The 25,083-nt window shown below is 64.2% G+C and carries 24 protein-coding genes; 8 read left to right on the top strand and 16 right to left on the bottom strand.

The window, feature by feature from the left end; all coding sequences use genetic code 11:
* Window positions 1-297: 297 nt before the first annotated feature.
* The 4 genes from ACXIUA_RS10755 to ACXIUA_RS10740 all read right to left on the bottom strand — a co-directional run bounded on the left by ACXIUA_RS10755 (window position 298) and on the right by ACXIUA_RS10740 (window position 7,457).
* On the bottom strand, window positions 298-849 hold the full coding sequence (locus ACXIUA_RS10755; protein WP_457976830.1) for a sigma-70 family RNA polymerase sigma factor: 552 nt from the start codon (window positions 847-849) through the stop codon (window positions 298-300).
* A gap of 83 nt (window positions 850-932) precedes the next feature.
* Complete coding sequence (locus ACXIUA_RS10750; RefSeq protein ID WP_457976828.1) at window positions 933-4,241, bottom strand: murein biosynthesis integral membrane protein MurJ; 3,309 nt, start codon at window positions 4,239-4,241, stop codon at window positions 933-935.
* A 1-nt stretch (window position 4,242) separates the two neighbouring features.
* Window positions 4,243-6,708: a DUF6049 family protein gene (locus ACXIUA_RS10745; RefSeq protein ID WP_457976827.1), complete on the bottom strand. Its 2,466-nt coding sequence runs from the start codon at window positions 6,706-6,708 to the stop codon at window positions 4,243-4,245.
* Window positions 6,705-7,457: an NUDIX hydrolase gene (locus ACXIUA_RS10740; protein ID WP_083433288.1), complete on the bottom strand. Its 753-nt coding sequence runs from the start codon at window positions 7,455-7,457 to the stop codon at window positions 6,705-6,707. The genes ACXIUA_RS10745 and ACXIUA_RS10740 overlap by 4 nt, the downstream gene beginning before the upstream one ends.
* A 149-nt stretch (window positions 7,458-7,606) precedes the next feature.
* Between ACXIUA_RS10740 and ACXIUA_RS10735 the strand changes: the two genes are divergently transcribed.
* The 6 genes from ACXIUA_RS10735 (at window position 7,607) to ACXIUA_RS10710 (ending at window position 11,558) form a co-directional block, all read left to right on the top strand.
* Complete coding sequence (locus tag ACXIUA_RS10735) at window positions 7,607-9,028, top strand: CCA tRNA nucleotidyltransferase (RefSeq protein ID WP_457976848.1); 1,422 nt, start codon at window positions 7,607-7,609, stop codon at window positions 9,026-9,028.
* Window positions 9,021-9,629 carry a YqgE/AlgH family protein gene (locus ACXIUA_RS10730; RefSeq protein WP_256008417.1) on the top strand — a complete coding sequence of 203 codons (609 nt, stop codon included), beginning with the start codon at window positions 9,021-9,023 and terminating at the stop codon, window positions 9,627-9,629. Before ACXIUA_RS10735 ends, ACXIUA_RS10730 begins: the two co-directional genes overlap by 8 nt.
* Window positions 9,630-10,343 carry an AzlC family ABC transporter permease gene (locus ACXIUA_RS10725; protein ID WP_256005813.1) on the top strand — a complete coding sequence of 238 codons (714 nt, stop codon included), beginning with the start codon at window positions 9,630-9,632 and terminating at the stop codon, window positions 10,341-10,343.
* Window positions 10,340-10,672, top strand: a complete 333-nt coding sequence (locus ACXIUA_RS10720; RefSeq protein ID WP_457976826.1) for a branched-chain amino acid transporter permease — start codon at window positions 10,340-10,342, stop codon at window positions 10,670-10,672. Before ACXIUA_RS10725 ends, ACXIUA_RS10720 begins: the two co-directional genes overlap by 4 nt.
* A 92-nt stretch (window positions 10,673-10,764) precedes the next feature.
* Window positions 10,765-11,196, top strand: coding sequence for a hypothetical protein (locus ACXIUA_RS10715; RefSeq protein ID WP_070478332.1), 432 nt, complete (start codon window positions 10,765-10,767; stop codon window positions 11,194-11,196).
* 20 nt (window positions 11,197-11,216) lie between these two features.
* Window positions 11,217-11,558 (top strand): hypothetical protein, encoded by a 342-nt coding sequence (locus ACXIUA_RS10710; RefSeq protein WP_070478334.1) that lies wholly within the window; start codon window positions 11,217-11,219, stop codon window positions 11,556-11,558.
* Between the two features lie 331 nt (window positions 11,559-11,889).
* On the opposite strand, the gene ACXIUA_RS10705 is transcribed toward ACXIUA_RS10710, so the two are convergent.
* The gene (locus tag ACXIUA_RS10705) at window positions 11,890-12,333 is read right to left on the bottom strand and encodes a hypothetical protein (protein WP_457976825.1); all 444 of its coding nucleotides are present in this window, start codon (window positions 12,331-12,333) and stop codon (window positions 11,890-11,892) included.
* 513 nt (window positions 12,334-12,846) lie between these two features.
* Here ACXIUA_RS10705 and ACXIUA_RS10700 point away from each other — a divergent pair.
* Entirely contained in the window at window positions 12,847-14,067 is a 1,221-nt protein-coding gene (locus ACXIUA_RS10700; RefSeq protein WP_457976824.1) for an HNH endonuclease signature motif containing protein, read from the top strand.
* Here the strand turns inward: ACXIUA_RS10700 and ACXIUA_RS10695 are convergent.
* From ACXIUA_RS10695 to ACXIUA_RS10650, 10 genes are all read right to left on the bottom strand, one after another.
* Window positions 14,064-14,372, bottom strand: coding sequence for a hypothetical protein (locus ACXIUA_RS10695; RefSeq protein WP_457976823.1), 309 nt, complete (start codon window positions 14,370-14,372; stop codon window positions 14,064-14,066). The genes ACXIUA_RS10700 and ACXIUA_RS10695 overlap by 4 nt on opposite strands.
* Window positions 14,373-14,378: 6 nt before the next feature.
* Window positions 14,379-15,353 carry a bile acid:sodium symporter family protein gene (locus ACXIUA_RS10690; protein WP_457976822.1) on the bottom strand — a complete coding sequence of 325 codons (975 nt, stop codon included), beginning with the start codon at window positions 15,351-15,353 and terminating at the stop codon, window positions 14,379-14,381.
* Between the two features lie 53 nt (window positions 15,354-15,406).
* Entirely contained in the window at window positions 15,407-15,754 is a 348-nt protein-coding gene (locus ACXIUA_RS10685) for a Rieske (2Fe-2S) protein (protein ID WP_256008439.1), read from the bottom strand.
* Between the two features lie 14 nt (window positions 15,755-15,768).
* Window positions 15,769-16,626: a tryptophan synthase subunit alpha gene (gene trpA / locus ACXIUA_RS10680; RefSeq protein WP_457976821.1), complete on the bottom strand. Its 858-nt coding sequence runs from the start codon at window positions 16,624-16,626 to the stop codon at window positions 15,769-15,771.
* Window position 16,627: 1 nt separating this feature from the next.
* The gene (gene trpB / locus ACXIUA_RS10675) at window positions 16,628-17,878 is read right to left on the bottom strand and encodes a tryptophan synthase subunit beta (protein WP_457976820.1); all 1,251 of its coding nucleotides are present in this window, start codon (window positions 17,876-17,878) and stop codon (window positions 16,628-16,630) included.
* Window positions 17,871-19,292 (bottom strand): bifunctional indole-3-glycerol-phosphate synthase TrpC/phosphoribosylanthranilate isomerase TrpF, encoded by a 1,422-nt coding sequence (trpCF, locus tag ACXIUA_RS10670; protein ID WP_457976819.1) that lies wholly within the window; start codon window positions 19,290-19,292, stop codon window positions 17,871-17,873. The genes trpB and trpCF overlap by 8 nt, the downstream gene beginning before the upstream one ends.
* A complete protein-coding gene (trpD, locus tag ACXIUA_RS10665; RefSeq protein WP_457976818.1) occupies window positions 19,285-20,313 on the bottom strand; it encodes an anthranilate phosphoribosyltransferase in 1,029 nt (342 codons plus the stop codon). Before trpD ends, trpCF begins: the two co-directional genes overlap by 8 nt.
* Before the next feature lie 2 nt (window positions 20,314-20,315).
* Window positions 20,316-20,897 (bottom strand): glutamine amidotransferase-related protein, encoded by a 582-nt coding sequence (locus ACXIUA_RS10660; RefSeq protein ID WP_256042361.1) that lies wholly within the window; start codon window positions 20,895-20,897, stop codon window positions 20,316-20,318.
* Window positions 20,894-22,393, bottom strand: coding sequence for an anthranilate synthase component 1 (locus ACXIUA_RS10655; RefSeq protein ID WP_457976817.1), 1,500 nt, complete (start codon window positions 22,391-22,393; stop codon window positions 20,894-20,896). The genes ACXIUA_RS10660 and ACXIUA_RS10655 overlap by 4 nt, the downstream gene beginning before the upstream one ends.
* A gap of 249 nt (window positions 22,394-22,642) precedes the next feature.
* The gene (locus ACXIUA_RS10650) at window positions 22,643-23,032 is read right to left on the bottom strand and encodes an SdpI family protein (protein ID WP_457976815.1); all 390 of its coding nucleotides are present in this window, start codon (window positions 23,030-23,032) and stop codon (window positions 22,643-22,645) included.
* A gap of 158 nt (window positions 23,033-23,190) precedes the next feature.
* Here ACXIUA_RS10650 and ACXIUA_RS10645 point away from each other — a divergent pair, with 158 nt between their 5' ends.
* A complete protein-coding gene (locus tag ACXIUA_RS10645) occupies window positions 23,191-24,411 on the top strand; it encodes a dicarboxylate/amino acid:cation symporter (RefSeq protein ID WP_256001278.1) in 1,221 nt (406 codons plus the stop codon).
* Here the strand turns inward: ACXIUA_RS10645 and ACXIUA_RS10640 are convergent.
* Window positions 24,408-25,076 (bottom strand): MusI family membrane protein, encoded by a 669-nt coding sequence (locus ACXIUA_RS10640; RefSeq protein WP_457976814.1) that lies wholly within the window; start codon window positions 25,074-25,076, stop codon window positions 24,408-24,410. The genes ACXIUA_RS10645 and ACXIUA_RS10640 overlap by 4 nt on opposite strands.
* Window positions 25,077-25,083 lie beyond the last annotated feature (7 nt).

Here is a 25,083-nt window from a genome sequence, read left to right as displayed (position 1 = left end):
TGTGGGTCGGTCATGAACAAAACCTCCTATGGATTGACGTTCACAACCATCCTGGCACTAAGGGGAAAGCAGGAATTTGGTGTCTCCTTGATGGGACCCAGTGCCAAAAGACACACCCCTTGTTGCCTAGCCCTTTTGCGACCTGCAGGTATGTAGGTCGCGTTTTTTCGAATTGCGTCTTTTGTCACTCGCCCCGTTTCCTGGACACCAAATTCCCCCACGCGAAGCACGCGACCTGGGGAAACGCCTCGGGGATGGTCAAAATCCTGGAATGTGGTGCGAGTCCCCAGCGAGGAGCTAACAGACCCCTTCCATGTGCTCGAGCATCATGGCGCGTGCCCGGGCGCGGCGGGACTTCATGGTGCCGGGCTGGACGCCGCAGGTGTCGGCGGCGGACTGCAGGGACATGCCCATGATATCGATGAGGAAGACAGCCTTCCGGTGCGCCTCCGGTACGACGCGCAGCGCGTCCTTGACGGCGATAAGGCGGTCGAGGTGAGCGGTCGGGTCGTGGGCCAGGCGGGGATCCTTGTCCTGGGAGAGCTCATCGTTGTCGTCGAGGGACACGGTGTACTCGGCCTTGCGTCGGCGCTGGTGGTCCAAGCTTGCGTTGGCGACCAGCCGGTATAGCCAGGTAGACACCTTCGACTCGAAGCGGAAGCCGTGCAGGTGGCGGGACGCCTTAAGCAGGGCGTCTTGGACGATGTCTTCGGCGTCGCACTCATTGCGTGAGTAGCGAAGGGCGACGCCGAGCATGTTGCGTTCGTGGCGCCGGACGATGAGGTTGAAGGCGTGGATGTCGCCTGCGATGTATTCGTGGACGAGTTGGTGGTCCGTTTTTCTGCGCATGATGCACCCTCCCATTGCTGATGCATCCAGTGTGATGCATCAGCGCCGGAAGAGGAAGCGTTTCTTGTCCACCATGGTGGACATCATCGGAGGCTAGTGCGCCCGATGAGGGTGACGTCCCGGAGGATGATGTCCTGGCCGGAGACGTTGAGGACCAGGCCGGTGAGTTCCGGTGAGTCCTCCACGTCGATGCCGTTTTCGCCGTTGAGGAACGTGCCCTCCTTAAGCAGCGGCAGGTCTGCGACGTCGCCGTTCCACGAGGCGCCGGCGGGCAGGCCGTAGATCCGGAAGGTATCGCCGTTGGACGGGGTGTCGACGATCACGTGCTCCAGGGTGAACCCTTTGCGGGCGGTCGCGCCCTTGGCGGGTCGGAGCTCGACGCTCACGTTGTCTGAGCCGGTCCAGGTGGTGGAGCGGTCGGCGTCGACAAGCTCGGGCGCGGAAGCACCTTCGATGGTCGCGCGCATCGGGGTGAGCAACACGGGCAGGCCCGTGACCTCCTCCTCGACCTCCTCTACCCCAGTCTGGACCGAGTCCACCGTGACGGGCGCGTTCGTGTCGTCGCCGGAGAGGAAGCCGACCAGGTACGCGGTGAGCGCCGCGATGATGATCACCGCGCCAACCGCGAGCGACAGCAACACCGCGAGTGTGACCGGGCCGTAACGGCGGGATCCGAAACCGCCGCGCAGGTCCTTCGGCTCCTCCGGCTCCTCCTCCACCGGCTCGACGGGATCGATAGCTTCGGCGGGGGCGTCCTCGGCTTCGTCGCGGGTGAGTTGGCGCTCGAGCTCGCGGAAGTCGTGGGACTCGATGGCGTCAGCGTCGACGAGGGCGCGGGTGGTGCTGGCGACATCCGCGAGGTCATCGGAGTCGACGTTGGTGGTCAGCAGCTGCAGCGCGGAGGCGAAGGCGTCGGCGTCGTCGGCTGCGGAGGCGTCCGGCAGGACTGCCGGGAACGCGAGGCGCACGTGGCCCTCGCGGTCGATACGGAGGCGCTGGCGGTTATCCAACCCGAGCGGTACCCCAGCCTCGTGGGCTGCGGCGATCGCGCCCGCCAACGGGGCAAGCGCGTTCGCCACCGCATCCGTGTGCAACGTCTGGCCCGACTCGGCGACGGCGCGGACCGAGGAGCCCTCCACCCAGTCAGCGACCACGAGGGCACCCGTGCGATACGACACGATCTCGATGTTTTCCGGCAGCGCCGGGTGGCGCAGCATCGCGAGCTTGCGCGTGCGACGCGACACACCCGCCGCGTCGATAGCGGCCTGGCGCGGCGTCGCCGGAGCCATCGGGGCCATGCCCGTCGTATCGACGAACGTCAGCGCCACGGGCCGGCCCGTCGACACCTCGCGGGCCTGCCAGAACTGCGCACCCGTGGTAGAGCCGTGATCGCGGATGAGGCGGAAGCGGCCATCCGACACCGACGCACCCGGTACCAAACGCGGACCACGCACGACACCAGCCGACATCGGCGGTGGCACCGGCGACGCATTGAACGTATCGGCGGCGAGGAACTGCTGCGACACATCCCGCAGATCCACCTCGCCGACCTCGATCGCGGCGTCCTCGTCCGGGCGGATGAAGCGGCCCACGCCCGGGATGCGCGCCAACGCACGACCCAAGTTCTGCACCTCCGGCAGCCCGGAGCGCGACAGGACCAGACCCGTCGCCACCACGAACAGCACGCCGAGGACCATCACCTCAAGCAGGAAGCCCAGCGACGGCAAGCCGATGAGGCCGCCGAGGAAGGATGGGGCGTCGATACCCGCGACATCGCGCACGAGCCAGCGCACCAGGAACATCACCGCGATACCGATCAGTGCCGAGGCCGTCGCCCACAGCGACGTGTGCAGCACCGAACGCGCCTCCAGCGTGCCCAACTTCCGACGCAACAGCAGCGCGCCGATCACCGCGCCGGCGACGAAACCGAAGCCGTTCGCAGCGCCCAACAGCACCACGACGGACTGCGTCGAATCCGCAACCAGCGGCGCAAGGTACGACAGCACCACCTTCGTAATCGTGATGCCGGCGATGATGAACGTCGGCGTCCACGCCTCCTCCCGCGCGTAGAACACGCGCAGGTGCAACATCACCAGGGCGTACGGGATCAGCGTAAACGCGGAGAAACTCACCGTCAGGCCCAGCGTGCGGGCCGTGCCGCCGTCGAAGTTGCCGTAGGCGAACAGCGCGTGCCCGATGTCCGGGCCGAGCGCCGTCATAAAGACAATGATCGGGATCAGGGCGATGAACGTCAGCTTCGTGCCCAACGTCAGGTCCCGGACCACCGCGGCGTCATCACCATCGGCGGCGTTGCGAGACAGGCGCGGCATGATCGCCGTCAGCAACGTGACGCCAATGATGCCGTAGGGCACCTGCAGCAGCATCCAGTGCTGCTGGTAAATAATCGGGGCGGCGTCGCTCGCCATCGACGCGATACGCGTGGTCACGATGTAGCCGACCTGGCTGATGCCCACATAAGTCACGATCGCCAGGGCCATCCCGCCGAACACCTTGAGGCGGTCGTCGATACCCCACAGCGGCCGCAGATTAATGCCGAGCTTCCGCAGCGCCGGCAGCATAATCAGGCACTGCACCGCCACACCCAACGTCGTGCCGACGCCCAGCAGCAGCACATGCGGATTCGCTATCGACGCCGGCGCCGCGGGATTCAAACTGCCCGGCAACATCATGTACCCCAGCAGCACCGCAATCGACACCACGTTGTTCGCCACCGGCGCCCACGCACCCGGCCGGAAATGCTCCTTCGTATTCAGCACCGCCATGAACAGCGAGAACATGCCGTAGAAGAAAATCTGCGGCAACACCAAATACGCAAACGACGTCGACTGCGCGACGTTCACCTTGCCCTCATCGTCGAGGAAGATGCGCGTCAGCAACGGCGCGGCGGCCACCGCGATGATGGTCACCACCGTCAGGAGCGTCAGCGTCAGCGTGAACAGCTGGCGGATAAAGCGCTCCCCGCGGTCCGGGTCCTCCTTCTCCGCGCGCACCAACACCGGCACCACCAGGGCCGTCAACACGGACCCCAGCACGATCTCCGTAATAATGTTCGGCAGCGTATTCGCCGTATTAAATGCCGACGCCACCGCCGGGCCCAACGCGGCGCCGATCAGCACCGTGCGGATGAACCCCGTGATGCGCGAAATCAGCGTCGCGATCGCCATCGACCCCGTCGCCCGCACCACGGAATTGCTCTCCGGGGCGGGATCTGGCACCGCCGCCGAAGGGTCCGCGGTCAGCGTCGAACGGTCCGGGGCCTCGGCCTCGGTGGCGTCGATAAGCTCTGGGTTCTCTCGCGGGGTGGGCACCGGCGCCGGCGGCGCAGGGGGCACGATTCGGCCACGCGTACCAGCCCGAGGTTGCTCAACCACGTCAGTCTCCAATCAAAGGTGGGTGTTCATTGTCCAAACGTTGCGGTGTTGTTGGGCTGCGTGGCGCTGCCCGCGCCCGGCGGCGGCGGCCCACCGAATACATCAGCATCAGCACCACCAGCACGCCGAGCCCGGTGACCAGCGCCCAGCCCTCCACGGCGGCGCCCGCCGTGCGCACAGAAATGTTCACCGGCTGCGAGATCGGGCTGCCATCGGAACCCGCCAGGTACAGCTGCAGGTCAATACTGCGCTGGTCCTCCGGGTAGTCCGCCGTCATCTGTACCGTCTGCGAGCCGCGGGCCGGGATCCGCATCGTGGTTGGCACGTGCAGCGTGATTGGGCCGCTCGCCGCCTGGAACCGGATGGTCGTCTGTACCGGCAGCGGCATCCCGTTCTGCGCCACGATCAGCAGCGGGCTTGACGGGGAGGTCCGCGTGTACACGTTGCCCGGTGGAATCAGCGTCACCGACGCCCGCAGCGCCTGCAGTACGTCGCGGCTGCCCCGCAACCGCTCGGCCGTGGTGCGCACGGCGGCGTCGTACCGCGACAGCGACTGCCGCTCCTGCATACTCAGGGCCGCCAGCACATCGCGGCGCAGCGGCAGCGTGAACCCATAACGCGTCAGCGCCACCTGTGGGTCGTTCGCGAGCAACTGCGTCAAGTCATCTGTGAACTCGGCCTGCTGGGAGGCCGTCAGCACCTCCGCGTCCGAGACCACCGTCGGATCCGGAAACAGCGTGCCCACGCGCGTCGCCGCCGGCACCTCCGCCGGGTCGGGCGTGTTCAGGAAGTCTCCGAAACTCATCGGCGTCGCCTTGCCATCCCGGACCAGCTCGGCGACCGTCCCCAGCAGCATCGCCGCCGAGTCCGCGTCCCAGCTCGCCGGAGGGTTCACGAACACCGGCTCCTCCGGCGTCGCCTCCTGCACCGCCAGCCGCAGCGCGGACGCCGCGTTGATCGCGCGCGCCCGTTGGGAGTCCATCTCGTAGCGGTACCGCAGCGCGTCATTCGAGTAGCCGACGGTGGCGGGGGCGGAGCCGACCGTCGCTAAGACCGAGGCCAGCGAGTCCTGGAACTGTACCGCCATCACCCCCGGCGCCACCCACGCGGCGTTGCCGGGGCCCGGGTGGTCGACGCTGCTTCGCGCCGCCAGCACGTGCACCGGGTGCGCGGGCGCCGCCGGGAACACGTCCGCGGGGTCCGGCAGTTCGTTGCGGTCGAGCGCAGCCTGCCCGTCCCCACTTGTCGACGCCCGCTCCGCCCGAGCCGCCTCCCACTCCCCCTGCAGCCCGTGCTCCGGGATCGCGGAGTCGATGTGGTTGGCCCAGCCGAAGGCGGGGGCCGCGTCCGGCGTGATGTAGCCGGCGCCGGGGATGACGGCGTTGAGCGTTCCCGCCGTGCCGAGCTCCCGCTCGAGCACGAACGGGCCACGCTCCAACGCCTCACGCATCAGCCACGGATCCCCGGTGCGGGCCAGCGTGTTGACGTCTACATTCTGCCACGGCAGCGCCACGGTGCAGCCCTTCGCTGCGACGCTGCGCAGCTGAGCCAGCCACGCCTGCGCGTCCGCTTGTCCCTTGCCTATCTCGCCCTGGGCGGTGGTGTCGTCGGTGTTCCAGCTGTCGCGGAGTCGCTTGGGCTCCTCAGCAACCGGCGGGCGCGTGGTGGTGACGCGATAGCCTTCTGCCATCCGCGCCACCGTGTCCACGAGCGCCGGGTCCAGCCCCACGCACGTGGCGAAGCCGACGCCCGGCTCCTCCACGGCGTCCTCGTACTGGCTGAGCAGCCGCTCGAGTCTCCCGCCGGGCGCGAGCTGGCTCGCCAACGTCTCCGACTTCAGCAGCAGCGGGGAGCGCTCCGGGGCTTCCCCAGTCTCGCCAGGCACGATGTCAATCGGCGCGGTGATCGGGTACAGCGCGGTCATAGCCGGCGCCGGGTCCTCCGACGGCTCGCCGCGCACCGAGATGTGGAAGCGCTCAGTGTCCAGCGAGGTCAGGTTCTGTTTGAGTTCGAACAGCAGCGGGTACGTCCCCGCGCCCGGCAGCTCAACATCCAGCTCGACCTCTGCCGACTCCCCCGCGCCCAACTCCTTATCGACGTCCACTCCGCGCCCCACCGGGCCGTACTCGCTCACCGAGGCGACCGCCGCCGCGCGCTGGTCCAGCACGGAACCCGTGGCCGGGCCACGCCGTGGGACCACGCGCAGGTTCGCCAGCGGCGCGTCCGTGTTGTTGTGGATGCGAAGTTTCACGTGAAACATTTCGCCGGCGTTGAGTGCCGAGGGGGCGTCGACAAGCGTGATGGACGCGCGGGTGCCCTCCCCCGGACGAACTGCCGGGTTCACCCACTGCGACGCCACCGCCGGGTCCTCGGGCGACGTTGGCGCTGGTAGGGCGCCCGCCGTGACCGGGAGCAGACCCAGCGCCGCCACCGCAATCGCCGCGGCTCCGCTACGCACGCTGCTCATCGCGGTGTCAACCTTCCGGCCGCGGCCTCCTTGCGCGCCAAGTCCGGCATCCTGTTCACCGCGATCCGCGCGAGCTTGCGCTCGTCCGCGTACGCCAGGCGCTCAATCAGCTGGTTCATCGGCACCCACGCGACTTCCGTGACTTCCGGGTCTTCGTCGTTAAACACCCCGTCGACGTAGCGCAACAAGTTGTGGTGCACTGTCTTATGAATACGGACACCCTCAGAAATGAACCAATAATCAATCACACCGAGCGTGTTGAAGGCCTCGCCGGTAATCCCGGTCTCCTCCCACACCTCACGCTCCGCGGTGCGCCACTGCTCCTCGCCTTCCTCAACGTGGCCCTTCGGCATCGACCACAACAGACGCCCCCGACGGTCCAGCCGCCCAATTAGCGCGACGTAAATCTTCGACAAGTCCACCTTGTCGTGCCGGTCCACAGCCTCCGCCATACCCGACACCACCAGGCCGCCCGCGCTCGTCTCGTTCCGGGTCTCCAGCGACGAATCCACCGGCCGCTGCTGCCTCTTCCGTGCCGACGCGCCCCGCCCCCGCCGGTTCGACCCGCGGCGACGCTGCTGCTGCGACCCCCGCTTTTTGGCGTGCGAACCACGCCGACGGCCACGCCGCCGCTTCGGGGAGTCACCCCCCGCCTTCGAGTTAGCGCCGTCCCCGCGCCCCTTCCCGCCAGAGTGCGAAGACTTCCGCTCCGACGGAGGAACCGGCTTCGGCCGAGTGTTCTCAGTCATTCAATTCATGGTATCCGTACTGGCCACCTTTGTGGTACTTAACAGCACCAGGGAAGCAAAGTATCGTGTGAGAGGTGACAAAGACTGAAGAAACACACCGGTGCCCGTTCGACCTCCCCGACCCCTCCGACCCGAACGCCGTCGCGGCGTTGCAGGTTCGGGCTGAAGAGGGCGTCGAAAAGCTCAGTGGCTTGCTGACGCCCCTCGCCCAGCGCTTCGTGGAGCGCGGCGAGCACCTCTACCTTGTCGGCGGGCCCGTGCGCGACGCGATGCTGGGCAAGCTCGGGCACGACCTCGACTTCACGACGTCCGCCCTGCCCCCAACTGTGCAGGAAATTCTCGACGAGTGGGGCGAAACCACCTGGGACACCGGCATTGAGTTCGGCACCGTGGCCGCCGTGCGCGAGGGCCAGCAGGTGGAGATCACGACGTTCCGCTCCGACCTGTACGACGGCGTGACACGCAACCCCGAGGTGACCTTCGGCGACACCCTCGACGGCGACCTCATTCGGCGCGACTTCGCCTGCAACGCGATGGCCATCGAGCTCGATGTGGTCGACGGCGCACTTCGCCCAATCTTCCACGACCCCGTGGATGGCATCAGTGACCTGCTCCAACGCCGCCTTGACACCCCGCAGGCCCCCGAGATTTCCTTCCGCGACGACCCGCTGCGCATGCTGCGCGCTGCTCGCTTCGCCTCTCAACTCGGCTTCGAGGTTGCCCCGCGCGTCTTCGACGCGATGCGCGACATGGCAGGTGAGATTCAGCGCATCACCGTCGAGCGGATCCAAGCCGAGCTGGACAAGCTGATGTGTGGCATCGCCCCCTGGGAGGGCATTGACCTGCTGGTTCGCACCGGCATCGCCGAGTTCGTGCTGCCTGAGGTGCCCGCGCTGCAGCTTGAGCAGGACGAGCACATGCAGCACAAGGACGTCTACGCACACTCGCTGACGGTGCTGCGCCAGGCGACCGAGCTCGAGGACGACGGCCCCGACCTCAAGTTGCGGCTCGCCGCGCTGCTTCACGACGTCGGCAAGCCCGCCACCCGCGCCGTCAAAGAAGGCGGCGGCGTGAGCTTCCACCACCACGAGGTCGTTGGCGCGAAGCTGGTGCGCAAGCGCCTCCGTGCGCTGAAGTACCCGAAGCACGTGATCAGCGACGTCGGCCAGTTGGTTTTCCTGCACATGCGTTTCTACGGTTTCGGCGAAGGCAAGTGGACCGATTCGGCGGTGCGTCGCTACGTCACCGACGCCGGCGACCTCCTCGGCCGCTTGAACAAACTCGTCCGCGCCGATTGCACCACGCGAAACCCACGCAAGGCGCGCCGCCTGCAGCGTGCGTACCAGAACCTCGAGGAGCGAATCGCGACGCTCGCCGAGCAGGAGGATCTTGCGCGCATCCGCCCTGACCTGGACGGCAACGAAATCATGCAGATCCTGGATCTTAAGCCCGGCCCGGAGGTCGGCGAGGCCTGGAAGTATATGAAGGAACTACGTCTGGAGCGCGGCGAACTCGAGCACGACGAGGCCGTCGCTGCGCTGAAGTCTTGGTGGGAGGAACGTAATGCCTGAGTATTTCTTCGGTGACCGCCTGTTTACGTCACTCGAGCGCACGGAACCCGACAGCGGTATGCTGCTCGTCGCCGCTCCGGGGATGTACTCGCCTGAGTTTGCTCGGACGGTTGTGCTCGTGATTGAGCACGGCGAGCAGGGCACGCTCGGCGTCATCTTGAACCGGCGTTCCGACGCCGCCGTTGTAAACGTGCTGCCCGAGTGGGAGTCGCTCGCCAGCGAGCCGGCGGTGATGTATTACGGCGGACCCGTCAGCCCGAACGCTGCCGTTGGCCTGGGCGTCACGCGCAACGATGTTGATATCGCCGAGCACCCTACTCTGACGCGCCTCGCGAACAAGCTTGTGCATGTGAACATGCATGCGTCGGCTGAGCAGTTCACTGGGCTGCTGGAGGGCTTCCGCCTGTTCGCCGGGTTCTCGTCCTGGGACGCGGGTCAGCTCGACGAGGAGATCGAACGCGGCGACTGGTACGTCGCCCCGGCCCTCCCCTCCGACGTCATCACACCCGCGAGTGTCGATTTGTGGGCCGACGTCCTACGCCGCCAACCCATGCCCCTACCCCTGTTCGCCACCTTCCCATCCGACATCGAGGACAACTAGATGAATGTTTCACGTGAAACATTGCGAGAATTCGGCCTCGGAGTGCGCGACATGTGGCTCGTCGGGCTCGGCGTTGTGCCCCTCGGGCTAGCGTTTGGGCTGCTCATGGTGCAATCCGGGTTCGCTTGGTGGTGGACACCGGTCTTCTCGATGCTTATCTACGCCGGCTCCACCGAGTTCCTCGCAATCCCGATGGTACTCGGCGGCGTCGGCCCCGCCTCCGCCGCGATGACCGGTTTCATGGTGAACTTCCGACACCTCTTCTACGGCCTCACCTACCCGCGGGACGCGATCCGCTCGACGTTCGGCCGCCTCTATTCGATGTATTCACTAACCGACGAAGCCTACGCCGTCATCAGCGCCCGACAGCAGACCACGCGCTACACCGGCCCGCGCCTCATCGCCATCCACGTGATGTGCCAGGCGCTCTGGGTCGTGTCTGGTCTCGTCGGCGCGCTCGCCGGCGAACGCCTTCCCGGCACAATCGAGGGCATGGACTTCGCACTCACCGCCCTCTTCATCGTCCTAGCCTACGAGGCGTTCCAGGCATCCCGCGACATGAGCGCCGTGCTCATCGCCGCTGGGATCGCGCTCGTTGCAGCCTTCGTCGTCCCCGGACAGATGCTGATGGTAGCGCTCATCGCGTACTTCCTGGTCCTGCTGGTTCGGTTCTGGGTACCTGGCGTCGATAAGCGATTGGAGTGGAAGCGATGAACGGACTTCCCGCCGGCGTTGATCTGCCCATGGTGTGGGCCGTCATCTTGCCGATCGCCGTGGTCACCGTGCTTCTGCGTGCCCTGCCCTTCGCCTTCCTCGGGTGGCTAGACGGCAGCCCCCTTCTCGACTTCCTCCGCCTCTACATGCCCGTCGGTGTCATGATCGTCCTCGTGCTGTACACCTTCACCAGCTCCGACCAGCCCGTGTGGACCGGGGTGCTCGTCGGCTTCGTGACGCTCGCCCTCCACGCTTGGCGACGCTCCCCCGCCCTCTCCATCCTGGTCGGCACGGGGTTGTACGTGGCGCTCGTCAACCTTGTCTTGTGAATAGAAGTGTTGCTGAGTTAGAAACTGCCTGATACATTAGCGGTTGTTGTTAAAAGCCTGGCAATATCGCCCTCTGTATTCAGGAGATTCCCATGAAGCGTTTCGCTACCGCTGCCATCGCAGCCACCACTGCCCTTTCGCTCGCTGTTGTTCCGGCGGGTGCTGTTAACGCAGGTGATAAGACCCCTCCGGGTTTTGGATATGACTCTTCTTCGAAGGTTTCTGAAGATGAGGCAGTCGGTTACGCAGTTTTGCTGGCTGTAGCTGAGTTTGCTAAGCCGGGCATCGGCATGTCAGCGCCATTCAAGGGCTCCTCCGAAGCAGGCGTATTCAAGACCAAGGCTGGGGAGAACAATAAAAAGTCCGATGCCATTATCTTGTCGTCCTATAAGAATGACGCGAACAACGGCTACAAGCTCGGGACTACCTACGACATCCTAGTCGGTACCGGTATTGCTGCCGCCATTCTTGCCTTGGTGGGCGGCATCGCTGCTCAGCAAGGCCTCATTCAGCTTCCGTTCTAACATTTATTCAGGAGATTCCCATGAAGCGTTTCGCTACCGCTGCCATCGCAGCCACCACTGCCTTCTCGCTCGCTGTTGTACCGGCACAGGCTGGGGAGACTTCGAGCGGAGACGAGGTCACTTCGTCTGTCGCAGCGTTGACCCTTCTGCAGATCGGTAAGATTGGCGCTGCCGAGAACGAAGCTGACGCCAAGAAGGCAATCGCCGAGGCTGAGTTCGGTCTCGCTGCACTGCAAAGCTCTTTCGACAATGACCGTGAAAAGGATTGGCCTATCGGCCGCACCTTCGACATCATCTGGGGTTCCTTGCTCGGTGTTGCGGCTCTTGGTGGTCTTGCGTTTCTGGCACTGAACGCAAAGTAGATTTCAAGATTTTGCGCTCGGCTCGGGTTTCGGGCCGGGCGCTTTCGCGTATATGCCACAGGGTTTAATAACGTCACATACGTTAGACTGGTCCATAGTCTTGGTAGGGGCGAAGCTTCAATTTCTGCCACTTACTTGCCAGGTCTGAAGCGTCCCCAGGGGATGTTGTGCCTATATTTATAGTCACTCAACAGTGTGGTGTGGGGCTGAGATGATCCATGAGCGGGTTGATGGGGCCGAGCTATTGACTGGGAATTAATAGGCGCCAATCAAATTGAAAAACCCAGCCTTATACGAGAGGCTGGGTCAGAATGTGGCGTCGATAAGTGAATTAGAACGGCAGCGCTGGAAGCTGAATGCCCGGAATGACGCCGGAGACTGCAGCAACGACACCAAGAAGTGCAACGAGCGCAGCCGGAACGCCGATCAGGAGACCGAGAATGCCTGCCTTGTAATCCTTGTCGTTGATCAGCTCCTTGACACAATCCAGCTCGTCAGAAGAAGAGGTCAGCTCCTCGCGGATCTCCTGACGAGTCTGATCAGCCTTGTTCTTAGCGATGTCACCAGCAGTCTGTGCCTCAGCTGCCTTCTTCTTTGCCTTAGCCTCCTTTTCCTTCTCTGCGGCCTCAGCCTTGACCTTGCACTGCGCGTAGGCAACCGAGGAGCCAACCTTGGCATCCTTGTCGGAAGGCTGAGCCTCAGCCGCGAATGCAGGGCCAGTGACCAGGGACAGGGACAGAGTTGCAGCAGCTGCTACGGAGGTAAAACGCTTCATGGGTAGCTCCTTTGTGGGATCGGTTAAAGTTAGGGACTCGCCAAAGTTTTGGCATGTCTGCAACTAACATCGATCGGAACGTCCTGTGCGTTACTTCGGAGATCAAATGATTCCGAGAGGTGATTTGGGAACAGCGCTCCCCTGCCCTGCGCGGGCTCGGACCAATAGGTCAGAGTGGGTTGAGAACTTGCTACTCCCATGGGGCCGTCGAACGGCTCCGATTGTCCGCGGGGCGGACAGGTGATTGCGTGTTTCGATATTCCGCGGGGCGGACAACTCGCCGTTGTTGCAACCCAGTATTGTTCACTTTCCGCGGGGCGGACACCACTTCGCGAATTGCATCGGCGAAGCACGCATTCCGCGGCGCGGACAGAGCGAGTTCAGCTCAAGACCCCAACGATTGCATCAAGGTGTCCGCCGCGCGGACACCCACCAACAAATATTTGAATAAACCTCTTGACACCACCATTCGAACACGTATACTAAACAACAACCAAAACACCAGGGGGAACCATGCACACCACCATCGACGCCGACACCATCATCAACACCATCGTAGAAAGCGCACGCCTGTTCGCATACTCGCACGCGGAAATACTGACCGCGATCGCCGAATTCGACACCCACAACCTTGCCGAAGCCTACGGGTGTGCCTCAACCGGGGCATGGCTTGCCAGAGTGTTAAAAATGAAACGCACCCGCGCCTACGAATACGCCGCCGTCGCACGCAAACTCACCGCCTTTCCCACCATCCTCGACGCGCTGCGACAAGGAAGCATCGACTACACCAGTGTGCGCTACATGCTCGACTACGCCACCGACACAAACCAACACGAACTCGTAGAGATAGCCGCCGAATCCGGCTACCAAGGCCTCGTACATGCCCTGGCAGGCGCAACCCCCACCGAGAAACAACCTCAGGATGCTGGTGCACACTGCGGGCTGACCATCCGCGAAGATGGCCAATACGTACGCGGCTGGTTTTGCATGAACGCTACCGACGGTGTGGCCTTTCAAGCAGCCCTGCGTGCAGGCGCACACGCCTATGCGGATGATAACGCGGTGGATGAGGCTGATGCGCAGATGATGCGCTCGACCTTCGGGCTGCCACCGGCACGATTAATGCTGCAATCACTCATGGGGATGGTGCACATGGTGCGCACCGGGGCTGCCACACACGCCACGATGGCGCCGGCGGCACAGGTGATGGTGCATATGACATCAGATGGGCGAGCGTTTTTACCGAATCACATGGCGGCGCCTGCCGCACGGCTTGCCAACTTGGTAGATCATGCAGATTTGATGGGTGTGCTCTATGACGCCCAGGGGCAGGTGATTAGGTTTGGGCGCAAACGCCGTTTGGCAAGTAGCAAGCAGGTGCAGGTGTTGTTGGGGATGTGGGGGCATAAGTGTGCGGTGCCGGGGTGTGGGCATACCAGGTTTTTGCAGATGCATCATATTAGGGATTGGGCTGAAGGTGGTGCGACGGATTTGGAGAATTTGGTGCCGTTGTGCTCGAGGTGTCATTCGTTGGTCACGGATGGGTTTATTCGGGTGGTCAAGCCGGGACCTGTGTTGTATTTCCGGTTTGCCAGTGGTGAGCAGTGGGTGTGTGAGCCTGGTCGGGTGGGGTATCGCGATGATGCTGCCGAGATTGAGTTGGATGGGTGGGGTGTGGATTCGTTTGCGGATGAAGCCGCACCGACGTGGGATTGGGACACACCCAAGGTTTAAGCATGCCCCAGCAGACTACAAGCCTCAGCCCACAGCGCCTCGAACTCCTCTACCGCAATGGCTGTCGCAGAAATGCCCTCGAACTGTGCGTACAGGTCTGGGTGCGGAACGATAGACATCGGCTCATTCGCCTGACCAACCACTTTGCCGTCGGCATAAATGCCAGTAATGGTCTCGCTCGGGTCCAGCTCGATCATCCGAACCATCGTACATTCGCGAGAGTTCAGTTCCTCAAGCTCGGCAATATTGAGAAGCTCTCCCCCAAGATCCGGGGCGCTGTAATGAATGCGGACGTAATGTTTCACGTGAAACTACTCCTTCGAAGCTGTGGTTTGGGCAAGGCGCGAGACGTACGCGGAGCACGTCATCAACTGAATCAGATGGTAGATCATCAACGGCACGATCAGCACACCGAGCTGCGAGCCACCAAAAATAACCGACGCCATCGGCAACCCAGCAGCCAACGACTTCTGCGTACCGCACATCTGGATCGCTACCGTGTCCGCCCTCGAGAACCTCAAGGCCTCCGGGACAACCCGCGTCACCCACAGCATGACGCAAACCAGAACCAGAGCGAACGCAGAGAGGAAGACCAACTCGAGCGCAGAAACATTCGACCACACGCCAGAAACAACACCGGCTGAGAATGCCGAGTACACGACCATCCAAATGGACCCGCGGTCAACAAGCTTGGTAGCTTTCCGCGCAGCGAAGCCAGCAACACCAGGCACCATCGCCCGAGCGACCTGACCCAGCACGAAAGGAAGGAGCAACTGTAATGCAACATTCCGGAACACAGATGCATCAATATGAATGTCACTGTCGGCACCCATCAGCACCATGACGAGGACCGGGGTCGCGACGACACCAACTATCGACGACAGGCTCGCCGCCACCACCGCTCCCGGCACATTGCCACGCGCGATGCCTGTCAGTGCAACCGAGGACTGGACAGTCGACGGCACCAGGCAAAGATAGAGGATCCCCTGGTACACCGAGGCGGAAATGAACGCGGTTGTGGGGCGCATGGCCAGGCCGATCAAAGGATACGCGATGAACGTGAAGGCGAGGATGACCGAATGCAGGCGCCAATTCGTCAAACCTTGCAGCGCCTCGCGGGTGGAAAGACGCGCACCATAGAGGAAAAACAGCAGACCGATTGCAAGTTTGACAGCAATGGAAAAGCCCTCGGCAAACGAGCCTCGGGCGGGCGCAATGAACGCGAGTACCGCGGCGAGGATGATGCCGAGGAGCAAGGGGTCAATACGGCGAAGAAAACCTGGCATGCACACATGATAGCCACGCGGGCCACGCCAGGCAGGCTGAGAAATCAGCAGCCTTACATCGACGCGTTCAGCGTCTCGCCCGCTTCTGTCAGCTGCGCTGGGGTCAGTGGATTCTGTGTTGGGCCGGAGACTGCGGAGCCGTCGATAATGCTGAAGACGGAGCCGTGGCCGGTGCAGCGAACAGTGTCCCCATCGACCTTGGTGATCTTCTGGCCCTGATGCGGGCAGGTTTGGGAGTAGGCGACGTACTCGCCGGCGGTCGGTTGGGCGATGATGAAGCCGTCGAGGATGACGGCGCTGCCGACGGGTACTTGGGTCTTGGCTACCTCGGCGGTTGGTTCAGATCCGCAGGCGGCGAGGAACGCGCCGGCGAAAGTGGTGGCGGTGCCGAGGAGGAACATGCGTCGTGAACAAGTCATGCCCTGATAGTAGCCTGTTTCATTGCCGCGACGTAGGAGGACAGCTCGGCGGTCAGCGCGTCGATGTCCGTGATGCGCGCGGGATTCGGGTGCGTGTGTTCGGTGTATTTAGCCACGATGTTCGCAATCGCGGAGCCGGTGATGGCGCCTGCTGCCCCGGCTGCGATTGCGTCCGCGACGTGCTGCGGTGTGGAGATCCCGAACCCGAGCAGCACCGGGGCGCCGCCGTATGCTTGCACGTTGTCCACTACCTCGCGAAGGCCGTCGACGGAGGCTTCCTTGTCGGCGCCGGTCACGCCGTCACGGGAGATGGCGTAAATGTAGCCGCGGGATTGCGCGGCGACGCCCTCCAAAGTCTGCGGGCTGGCTTTGGCAGGGGCGATGTAGATCGGGTCGACACCCGCGGCAAGAGCAGCTTCGCTGAACGGCGCCGATTCGCGCACAGGGACGTCCGGGAGCAGCACGCTGTCTGCGCCCGCCTCTCGGAACGCCTCGTAGAACGAGGAAAGACCGCGTACGTAGGCGACGTTGGCGTAGATCAGCATGCCGATCGGCAGGTCGGGGTATCGCTCGCGGATCGTCCGAACTTGTGCCAGTGCCTTATCGACGGTCGCTCCGCCATCGAGTGCCCGCACGTGAGCCGTCTGGATGGCGGGGCCGTCGGCGACGGGGTCGGAGAACGGGACGCCGAGTTCGAGGGCGTCGGCTCCGGCGGTGACGGCGGCGTCGATGATTTGGAGGGCGTCGTCGGGAGTTGGGTCGGAAAGCATGATGAATGGGACGAAGGCTCCCTCTCCCCTCTCATGCAGCGAGGCGAAGAGTCTTGCGTAACGTGACGTTGTAGGGGCGGACATGTTAGTTGGTCTCCTTCGGTGAATTTTCGACCCACTCCGGGTGTTCGGCGAGTGTCGCGCGGACGTGTGCGACGTCTTTGTCGCCGCGGCCGGACAATGAAACGAGGATTGTGAGCGCCTCCGTGTCAGCCGGGTGGGACGCCGCGCGCTGCAGCGCGTACGCCAACGCATGCGAGGACTCGAGCGCCGGGATGATGCCCTCGTGCCGTGACAGCAACTGGAACGCACGCAGGGCGGATTCGTCGGTGACGGGAACGTACTTCGCTCGGCCCGTCTTGGCAAGGTGTGCGTGCTCGGGTCCAACCGCGGGGTAGTCCAGGCCGGCGGATATTGAGTAAGACTCAGCGACCTGGCCGTCGCTGTCGCGCATCAGGTAGGAGCGCGTCCCGTGCAGGATGCCGACGGTCCCGGCAGCAATGGCAGCGCCATGCTTGCCGACGCCCACGCCCTCTCCCCCGGGTTCGACGCCGACGAGTTCGACGCCCTCCTCGTCGATAAACTCAGCGAACATCCCGATAGCGTTGGAGCCGCCGCCGACGCAGGCGCAGACGACGTCCGGCAGGCATCCGGTGCGCTCAAGCATCTGGGCTTTCGCCTCGGTGGAGATCACGCGGTGGAACTCCTTGACGATCTTGGGGAACGGGTGCGGCCCCGCCGCGGTGCCGAGCAAGTAATGGGATTCGTGGAAGGTGGCGGTCCAGTCGCGGAGTGCCTCGTTGACGGCGTCTTTCAGGGTGCCGGCGCCGGAGTCGACGCCCACTACCTCAGCACCCATCAGCCGCATGCGGTAAACGTTTGGCTCCTGCCGCGCCATGTCGGTCTTGCCCATGTAAATGACGCAATCCAAACCCAGCAAAGCGCAGGCGAGCGAGGTCGCGGTGCCGTGCTGGCCGGCGCCGGTCTCGGCAATGATCCGCGTCTTCCCCATCTTCTTCGCTAGCAGCGCCTGTCCGATCACCTGGTTCGTCTTGTGTGCGCCGCCGTGCACGAGGTCCTCGCGCTTGAGGAAGATGCGCGCGTTCGCGCCGTTGAGGGGAAGGTTGCGGCATTCGGTGAGCGGGGTTGGGCGTCCGAGGTAGTCGCGAAGGAGGGCGCGGTATTCGGCCATGAAGGTTTCGTCGGCGAGGGCGTCGACAAACGCTCGCTCGAGCTGGTCAAGCGCCGTCAGGAGCGATTCGGGGACGAATTGCCCGCCGAATTCGCCGTAGTATGCGGGCAGGATGGTGCTGCCGCCGTGGGTGTAATCAGTCATTTTCTGTCCTTGGGTAGTGGTAGTTGCCGATGATCTCGAAGGCCCGCCGCAGCGCGCCCGCGTCCTTACGCCCGGCCTGAGCAGGGTATTCGACGCCCGAGTTGAGATCGACGCCCGCGCAGCCGACGCCGAGCGCCTCCCGGAGGTTGTCGGGGTGCAGCCCGCCGGCGAGGAGCGAGTCGCCGCGCACCTCGTCCGGGATGTCGGCCCAGCGGAAGGTCTCGCCGGAGCCGCCGTCGCGCGCGTCGAGCACCAGCTTGTCGACGCCCCCTCGGATCCCGAGCGCAACATCCACGCCAGAATCCGCAGTCATGGAGACCGCCCGCCAGAGCTCGACGCCCTCCCCGATCTCTGCGCGCACCCGCTCGACCAGGGAGCGCTCGGCCTCGAGCGATCCCTGATACGGCGCGTGCACCTGCACGGCGTGGATGCCGGGCTGGATCAGTTCGCCGTACCCGGACGTGCGGCGGGAAACCGCGACGTACCGCAGCCCCGGCTCGTGTGCGATGATGTCCGCCGATGTTTCACGTGAAACATTGCGCGGACTCGACTCCTCGAAGATGAGCCCGCCGTACACGGCGCCCGCCGCCTTGGCGGCCTGCGCGGCGCTCCACGACGCCAGCCCGCACACCTTGTTTGGCCCGTACACCAGTTTCCGGGCGGCCAGGTCGATGTCCGGCTGGCCGGTCAGCTGCGACCCGACCAGTAACCCGTCCGAGTGCCCGCCGAGCTGACGCACAGTCTCCACGGACCGGATGCCGGACTCCGACACCACCGCCGCTTCGGCAGGAGCGAGTCGCGCCAACCGGGCGGAGCGCGTTAGGTCAATCGACAGGTCGTGGAGGTTCCGGTGGTTCACGCCGAAGATCCGCGCGCCGAGTCGACCAGCCCGCACGGCCTCCTCCTCGCTAATCACTTCGGTGAGCACGTCCATCCCGAGGGACTCGGCGAGGCCGGAGAGGTAGGCGTAGCTGGCGTCGTCAAGAATCGAGAGCATGAGCAGGATGGCGTCGGCGCCGAAGTAGCGCGCGGCGTAGACCTGGGCCTCGTCGATGATGAAGTCCTTGCAGAGCACGGGCAGGTGCGTGCTTGAGGCGACCGTGGCCAGGTGGTCGTAGTCGCCGCCGAAGCGGGAGGGCTCGCACAGCACGGAGATGCCGGCGGCGTAGCGCGAGTACACCGAGGCGATTTGGCCGGGCTTGTAGTCGGCGCGGATCAGGCCGAGGGACGGCGAGGAGGACTTGCACTCCATGATGAAGCTGGTGCCCTCGCGCTTCAGGTTGTCGTAGAGTGAACGCTCCGAGCGTGGGAGTGCAGCGACATTCACGTGGGCAAGACGCTCGCGGATCGCTGCCAAATCGCCGCGTCGGCTTGCCACGATCCCTTCGAGCACGGTGGGTAATTGCTTAGGCACTGTAATCAGCCTCCTCGTGTTGCTGCAACCATGCGTGGACGGTGCCGTCGGCAAGCAGGTTCAGGGCGTGGGTGACGCCGTCGGCGATGGTCGGCGCTGTGCCGTTCAGGTAGAACATGGCACCCGCACCAGCAGCGACGGCCGAGCGGTGCGCCTCCGGCCCCTCCCCCGCGAACGTCGCGCGGATGGCGGCGGCATTCTCCACGCCGTCGCCGCCGCGCAGGCCCTCGAGTGAGCAGCGCTTGAGGCCGAGCTCCTCCGGCGTAAGCACGTACTCGGTGATGGAACCGTCCCGGCCCAGTTCCCAGACCTGCGATTGGCCGTGGACCGCCAGCTCATCGGTTCCTGCGCCGTGGACGACGAGCGCGCGCCCCCGCCCCAGCTCGCGCATCGTCTCAGCGATGACGCGTCCCTGCGCCGGGTTGGCGATGCCCATGATCTGGTATTCCGGCCGCGCCGGCGAGAGCAGCGGTCCCATCGTGTTAAACAGCGTGGACACGCCGAGCGCCTTGCGCACCGGCTGCACGTGCGCGATGGCCGGGTTGTACGCCGGCGCGAAGAGGAACGTGAAGTTGGAGGATTCGAACTGTCGCACCGCGCGCGAAGGGTCGAGGTCGAGTGGGATGTTCAGGGCCTCGAGGACGTCGGCGGAGCCGGACTTCGAGGACACCGAGCGGTTGCCGCATTTGACCATCGGCACCCCGCCTGCGGCAGCCACCAACGATGCCGCGGTGGTGATGTTGATGGTGTTGGCGCCGTCGCCGCCAGTGCCGGCGGTGTCCATCAGCCCCTCCCCCGTCACCGGGAACGGTCGGCCTGCGGCGAGGAACGCGCGTGCCGCGCCGGCGATGTCGGCGAAGGTTTCGCCGCGGGTGCGGATCGTGGCCAGGAGTGCTGCGATGTGGACGTCGTCGTAGTCGCCGACGGTGAGCGGGGTGAATGCCTCGATGGCTTCCTCGAGGGTCGGCTCCCGGTTGTCCAGGAATCGCTTGAGGATGGTGAGGGATCGTTCGGTTGCCATGGTTAGTTTCCTTTCTTCAGCTTATTGACGCACCGGCGCAGCATCGTCGGGCCTGCGGGTGTGAGGATCGATTCGGGGTGGAATTGCAGTCCGATGGACATGCCGTCGTCGGTTGCGGCGGCCATGACGATGTCCCCGGTCCGGGCCAGCGCGTGCATCTCTGCAGGCAGCGACACTGCCCCGAGCGAGTGGTAGCGCGCGACCGGCACGTCGCGCCTGAGCTGGCCGGTCATGCCGTCGAATAGTCCGGACGCAAGGCCCTCCGAGGTTAGTCTCATGGTGTCCGAGACCCCATGTACGGGACCGCAGGGCTGGACGGTGCCGCCGAAGTGTTCCACGAGGGCCTGGTACCCGAGGCAGATGCCGAGCATTGGCACGCTGCCCTGCGCCCGGCGGATCAGCTCGGGCATGCAGCCGGCGTCGGCCGGGTATCCGGGGCCGGGTGAGAGCACGATCAGAGAAGGATCTAGCGCCAGTATTGAGTCTGCGTCAACAGTGTTACGGAACACTACTGACTCATACTCAGCAAGCGCGTCCACCAAGTTGTAAACGAACGAGTCCTGGTTATCCAGCAGCACAATCATTTGATGACCTCCAGTTCTGCGCCAGCGGCCAGCGCGATCGCGTTGAGTACCGCGTACGCCTTGTGCAGCGTCTCGTCGGCTTCGGACTGCGGGTTGGAGTCGCGCACGACTCCAGCGCCTGCCTGCACGATCGCCTTCCCGCCGGTGACGTACGCAGAACGGATCACGATGCAGGTGTCAAAGTCGCCGTTGCTGTCCAGGTAGCCGACTGCTCCGCCGTAAGACCCGCGCCGCGCGCCCTCGAGCGAGCGGATGAGCGAGGTCGCGCGCAGCTTCGGCGCCCCGGTGAGCGTGCCCATGTTCATGCACGCCCGGTACGCGTCGAGCGCGTCGAGGTCCCCAGCCAGCCGCGCGGTGACCCGGGACACGAGGTGCATGACGCGCGAATACCGGTCTACCTGCAGCAACTCGGCAACTCGCCGCGTGCCGGGCTCCGCAACGCGGGTGACGTCGTTGCGCGCGAGGTCCACGAGCATGGTGTGCTCGGCGACTTCTTTGGCGTCGGTGCGCAGCTGCAGCTCCATCCGCGTGTCCAGCTCGTGGTCGACCGTCCCGTCCTCGGCGAGCCCGCGCGGCCGCGTCCCCGCGATCGGGTACAGCTGCACCTCGCGGTCGGCGTTGGTGTACTTCAGGTTGGACTCGGGCGAGGCGCCGAACAGCTCGAAAGAGTCACCATGCTTATCGACGCCCCTTTGGTAAAACATGTACGGCGAAGGATTAGTCGCGCGCAGTTGGAGGTACGCGGCGAACGCGTCCGGGCAGTCGGCGATGAAGCTGCGGGCGGGCACGACTTGGTAGATGTCCCCGTTGTAGATGTGCTCCTTGAGTCGCTCCACGTCGGCGCAGAACGTGGCATCGGGGATGTCGGCGCGAGCAACCAGGGTGCCGCCGGCCTCCTCCGAGGAACGTAATGGTGTGGGCGAAGCGGCGTCGATACGCTCGGCGAGCGCGTCAATCCCAACTCCGCTGAGCGTCGCGGTCTGTGATTGGTGATCGATGCGCAGGAGCACTTCGGCGAGGACGAACTGGTAGTCGGGGTAGGTGTTGGCGCCGTCGGCGACGGCCGGGAGCTCCTCGAAGGTTTCGAGGTAGTCGTAGGCGAACCCGCCGGCGAGGAACCCGAAGCGGCTGAGCGCGCGCAGTACCTCGACGGTGGAGGTGGCGGTGAGGCGCTCGCGCTCGTCCGCAACAACAGCAGCGGCAACAGGCGGAAACGCGTAGACGTTCTCTCCAACGTGGTACTCCCCCAGCTGCTCCCGTACGCGATCGGCCACCGTGCGCCCGAAGGAGGTCAGCGGCTCGACGTGTACATGGCTGCCCGAGCAGGTGACGCGCACCGCGGCCCGCAGCACCGCGACCGATTGGATACCGGAGCGGGTGGTGATGTCGGCGGATTCCAGCAGGACGGTGTCCCGGGTCGTGGTGCCGCCGAGATGCGCGAAGAGGCTGGCGGCGTCCGCGTGGTACTTCACGCGGCGGGTGGTGTGTGTGCTCATGGTCGTCCTTCGTGTGTTGGTACACCGAGGGCGTGTGAGCCAAAGCAAACGGCCCGCGGTGCTTGTGGTTACAAGCCGGCGGGCCGTTGTTGGGACTCTAGAACGTACTAGAAGAGGCGGCTCGCCGTGTTCGGGAGCCACCACCAGTTCTTCTGAGTCGTGAAAGTCATAGGTGTAAAGGTAGCGGAGAGATCGAACGCTGTACGCGGAACCACCAAACTCCCTGCGTACAGCGTGAATATAAAACGGCTACTGCTGTTCGTCCGCCTTCCCGGCAGCCTTGCGTAGTGCGCCAAGGTCCACGGCGGGCTCGTCTGAGGAGTCTGAGTCTGAGGCGTCCAGGGCGGCGTCGACAAGCGCGGCGGCTCGGGCCCCGAAGTTGCCGCCGACGGAGATGCTCACGAACCCGGCGATGACTGCCACGGCCACGAGTATCCACATCCACCCGTATGCAATAAATGCAAAGGCGGCGCCGATGGCGAAGGCGACTGCGGCGAGCACCCAGAAGGGGCCGGTGACGCGGTGGGCCTGGCGCCAAGTGGACTCGTGCTTGCGAACTTCTGGGACACGCAGCCCGATGACGCCGTTGCCGGGGAGCTTCCCGGCAGTCGCGAGGATGCCCGGTATGAGAAGCGCCACAGTGAATACTATAAGGAGTATCCCAATGATAGTATTTATGGAACTTGTGTCAGAAAATGGCCCATTGGGGCTCTGTGCAAGCAACATACCGTATAGCATAACCATCACAGGTTTTTCACCTGTGGATCTGTCCATCGCCTCGTATTAAAGGTGCAACAATGAAATCGAAAGTGTTGAGCTCGCTGCTCTTCTGGATTGTCGTGGCGATCGTCGCCGGCTTTCTGTGCAGTTTTTTCTTTCCTGACTGGCTCGCGCGCGTCTTCGTGACGTTCAACGGCCTGTTCTCGAACTTCCTGGGATTCTTCGTCCCAATCCTCATCTTCTCCCTGATCGCCCCCGCGATTGCGGGCCTGGGCAAGGGCGCGGGTAAGTGGTTGGGTATCACGGCCGGGGTCGCCTACGGATCCACGATCATTTCCGGCCTGATTGCCTGGGGTGTGGCTTCAGCACTCTACCCAACGTTGCTGGCTGGTACGCAGCTGCGTACAGATATCGACGACCCCTCCGAGGGCGGCCTGTCGCCGTTCTTCGAGGTGGAGATGCCTGCACCGTTTGAGGTGATGTCGGCGCTGCTGCTCGCGTTCGTGATTGGTATCGCGATGACCACGGTGAAGTCCCGCACGATGCACGAGGTGCTCAACGAGCTGCGTGACGTGATCATGAAGGTGGTTCAGAGCTTCGTCATTCCGCTGCTGCCGTTGTTCATTTTCGGTACGTTCCTGAACCTGGCTATGAACGAGAACTTCGGTTCGACGATGGCCGCGTTCGGCGTGGTGTTGCTGCTCTCGGTCGGCATGACGATCGTGATCGTGCTGGGCCAGTACTTGATCGCGGGTGCGGTGGCTGGTCAGAACCCGTTCACGGCGCTGAAGAACATGTTGCCGGCGTACTTCACGGCGCTGGGTACGTCGTCCTCCGCGGCGACGATTCCGGTCACCTACCAGTCCACCCTGAAGAACAAGGTGGACGAGAACGTGGCGGGCTTCATCGTGCCGCTGTGCGCGACGATTCACCTGTCTGGTTCGATGATGAAGATTACGCTCTACGCCCTGGCGATTGTGTTCATGGCGCAGCTGCCGATCTCGGGCGGCGCTGTCGTCGGCTTCGTGCTGCTGCTTGGCATCATGATGATCGCTGCGCCGGGCGTGCCTGGTGGCGCGATCATGGCCGCGGTTGGCCTGCTGCAGGCGAACCTGGGCTTCGACGAGTCGATGATCTCCCTGATGATCGCCGCTTACATTGTGGTTGACTCCTTCGGCACTGCGGCGAACGTGACGGGTGACGGCGCGATCGCGATGATTGTGAACCGTTTCGCGAAGGGCAAGATCGTCACGCAGGATATGGAACGCGCCAAGGAGATTCAGGCGCAGGACGCCTAGTCGCTAGCGAGTCCCCGCCCGAGCGGTGCCGCGACGAGCAGCTGTACAAGAAACAGCGTGAGCGCCGGCACCAAAAAGAAGTAGGCGGGGATCCACACGGCAACTGAGGTCCACAGCGGCAGGGATGCCGCCGCCCCGATGCACAGGAGTGCGCCGAGGGTGCGTGGCAGTTGCTGGAACGTGAGGATCACGGAGCGCCCCAGGGTTTCGCCCAGGGGCGCTTTTTGCTGCCCTTCTGGGGTTGTCTGGAGGTCCAGCTGCGCCTGGAGGGCGAAGAACCACACGCTGATGCCGGCGATGATGAGGATGCCGGACAGGGTGAGCCCTTGCGTGAGGTTGAGGAGGTGGCCGTCGATACTTGCTTGGAAGATGACCCACTGTTGGTAGATGACTCCGAGGGCGATGGCGACGAGGATCCCCCACCACTGCGTGGAGGCGCCGCCGAATTTGCCGCCGCCGTAGCGGAACTCGCGGAGGTAGTGCAGCCCGTAGCGGGAGCCGCGGCCTTCGACCATGTAACCGGTGACGACGTTCGCCGCGCGGATCGCCATGCCGCCCGTCACGATTGGCAGGCTGGATAGGACGAAAAGCATGTTGACAATGACAATGTCCGCCATCAAGGTGAAGGCGGACATAAATCGGGAATCGGGATTGAAAAGGCTCACGCCAGAA

Source organism: Corynebacterium sp. UMB8791 (genome assembly GCF_054166365.1).
Note: the sequence above shows the minus strand (reverse complement) of the source record. Positions and strands in the feature narration are given on the sequence as shown.

Bases quoted from the DNA above. Each gene is read 5' to 3' on its own strand.
- trpD (WP_457976818.1), bottom strand. From the start codon at position 20,313: ATGGCAACCGAACGATCCCTCACCATCCTCAAGCGATTCCTGGACAAC.
- ACXIUA_RS10700 (WP_457976824.1), top strand. From the start codon at position 12,847: ATGCACACCACCATCGACGCCGACACCATCATCAACACCATCGTAGAA.
- ACXIUA_RS10655 (WP_457976817.1), bottom strand. From the start codon at position 22,393: ATGAGCACACACACCACCCGCCGCGTGAAGTACCACGCGGACGCCGCC.
- ACXIUA_RS10660 (WP_256042361.1), bottom strand. From the start codon at position 20,897: ATGATTGTGCTGCTGGATAACCAGGACTCGTTCGTTTACAACTTGGTG.
- ACXIUA_RS10740 (WP_083433288.1), bottom strand. From the start codon at position 7,457: ATGACTGAGAACACTCGGCCGAAGCCGGTTCCTCCGTCGGAGCGGAAG.
- ACXIUA_RS10690 (WP_457976822.1), bottom strand. From the start codon at position 15,353: ATGCCAGGTTTTCTTCGCCGTATTGACCCCTTGCTCCTCGGCATCATC.
- ACXIUA_RS10710 (WP_070478334.1), top strand. From the start codon at position 11,217: ATGAAGCGTTTCGCTACCGCTGCCATCGCAGCCACCACTGCCTTCTCG.
- ACXIUA_RS10705 (WP_457976825.1), bottom strand. From the start codon at position 12,333: ATGAAGCGTTTTACCTCCGTAGCAGCTGCTGCAACTCTGTCCCTGTCC.
- ACXIUA_RS10725 (WP_256005813.1), top strand. From the start codon at position 9,630: ATGAATGTTTCACGTGAAACATTGCGAGAATTCGGCCTCGGAGTGCGC.
- ACXIUA_RS10745 (WP_457976827.1), bottom strand. From the start codon at position 6,708: ATGAGCAGCGTGCGTAGCGGAGCCGCGGCGATTGCGGTGGCGGCGCTG.
- trpA (WP_457976821.1), bottom strand. From the start codon at position 16,626: ATGTCCGCCCCTACAACGTCACGTTACGCAAGACTCTTCGCCTCGCTG.
- ACXIUA_RS10685 (WP_256008439.1), bottom strand. From the start codon at position 15,754: ATGTTCCTCCTCGGCACCGCCACCACTTTCGCCGGCGCGTTCCTCGCC.
- trpB (WP_457976820.1), bottom strand. From the start codon at position 17,878: ATGACTGATTACACCCACGGCGGCAGCACCATCCTGCCCGCATACTAC.
- ACXIUA_RS10730 (WP_256008417.1), top strand. From the start codon at position 9,021: ATGCCTGAGTATTTCTTCGGTGACCGCCTGTTTACGTCACTCGAGCGC.
- ACXIUA_RS10720 (WP_457976826.1), top strand. From the start codon at position 10,340: ATGAACGGACTTCCCGCCGGCGTTGATCTGCCCATGGTGTGGGCCGTC.
- ACXIUA_RS10755 (WP_457976830.1), bottom strand. From the start codon at position 849: ATGCGCAGAAAAACGGACCACCAACTCGTCCACGAATACATCGCAGGC.
- ACXIUA_RS10645 (WP_256001278.1), top strand. From the start codon at position 23,191: ATGAAATCGAAAGTGTTGAGCTCGCTGCTCTTCTGGATTGTCGTGGCG.
- ACXIUA_RS10715 (WP_070478332.1), top strand. From the start codon at position 10,765: ATGAAGCGTTTCGCTACCGCTGCCATCGCAGCCACCACTGCCCTTTCG.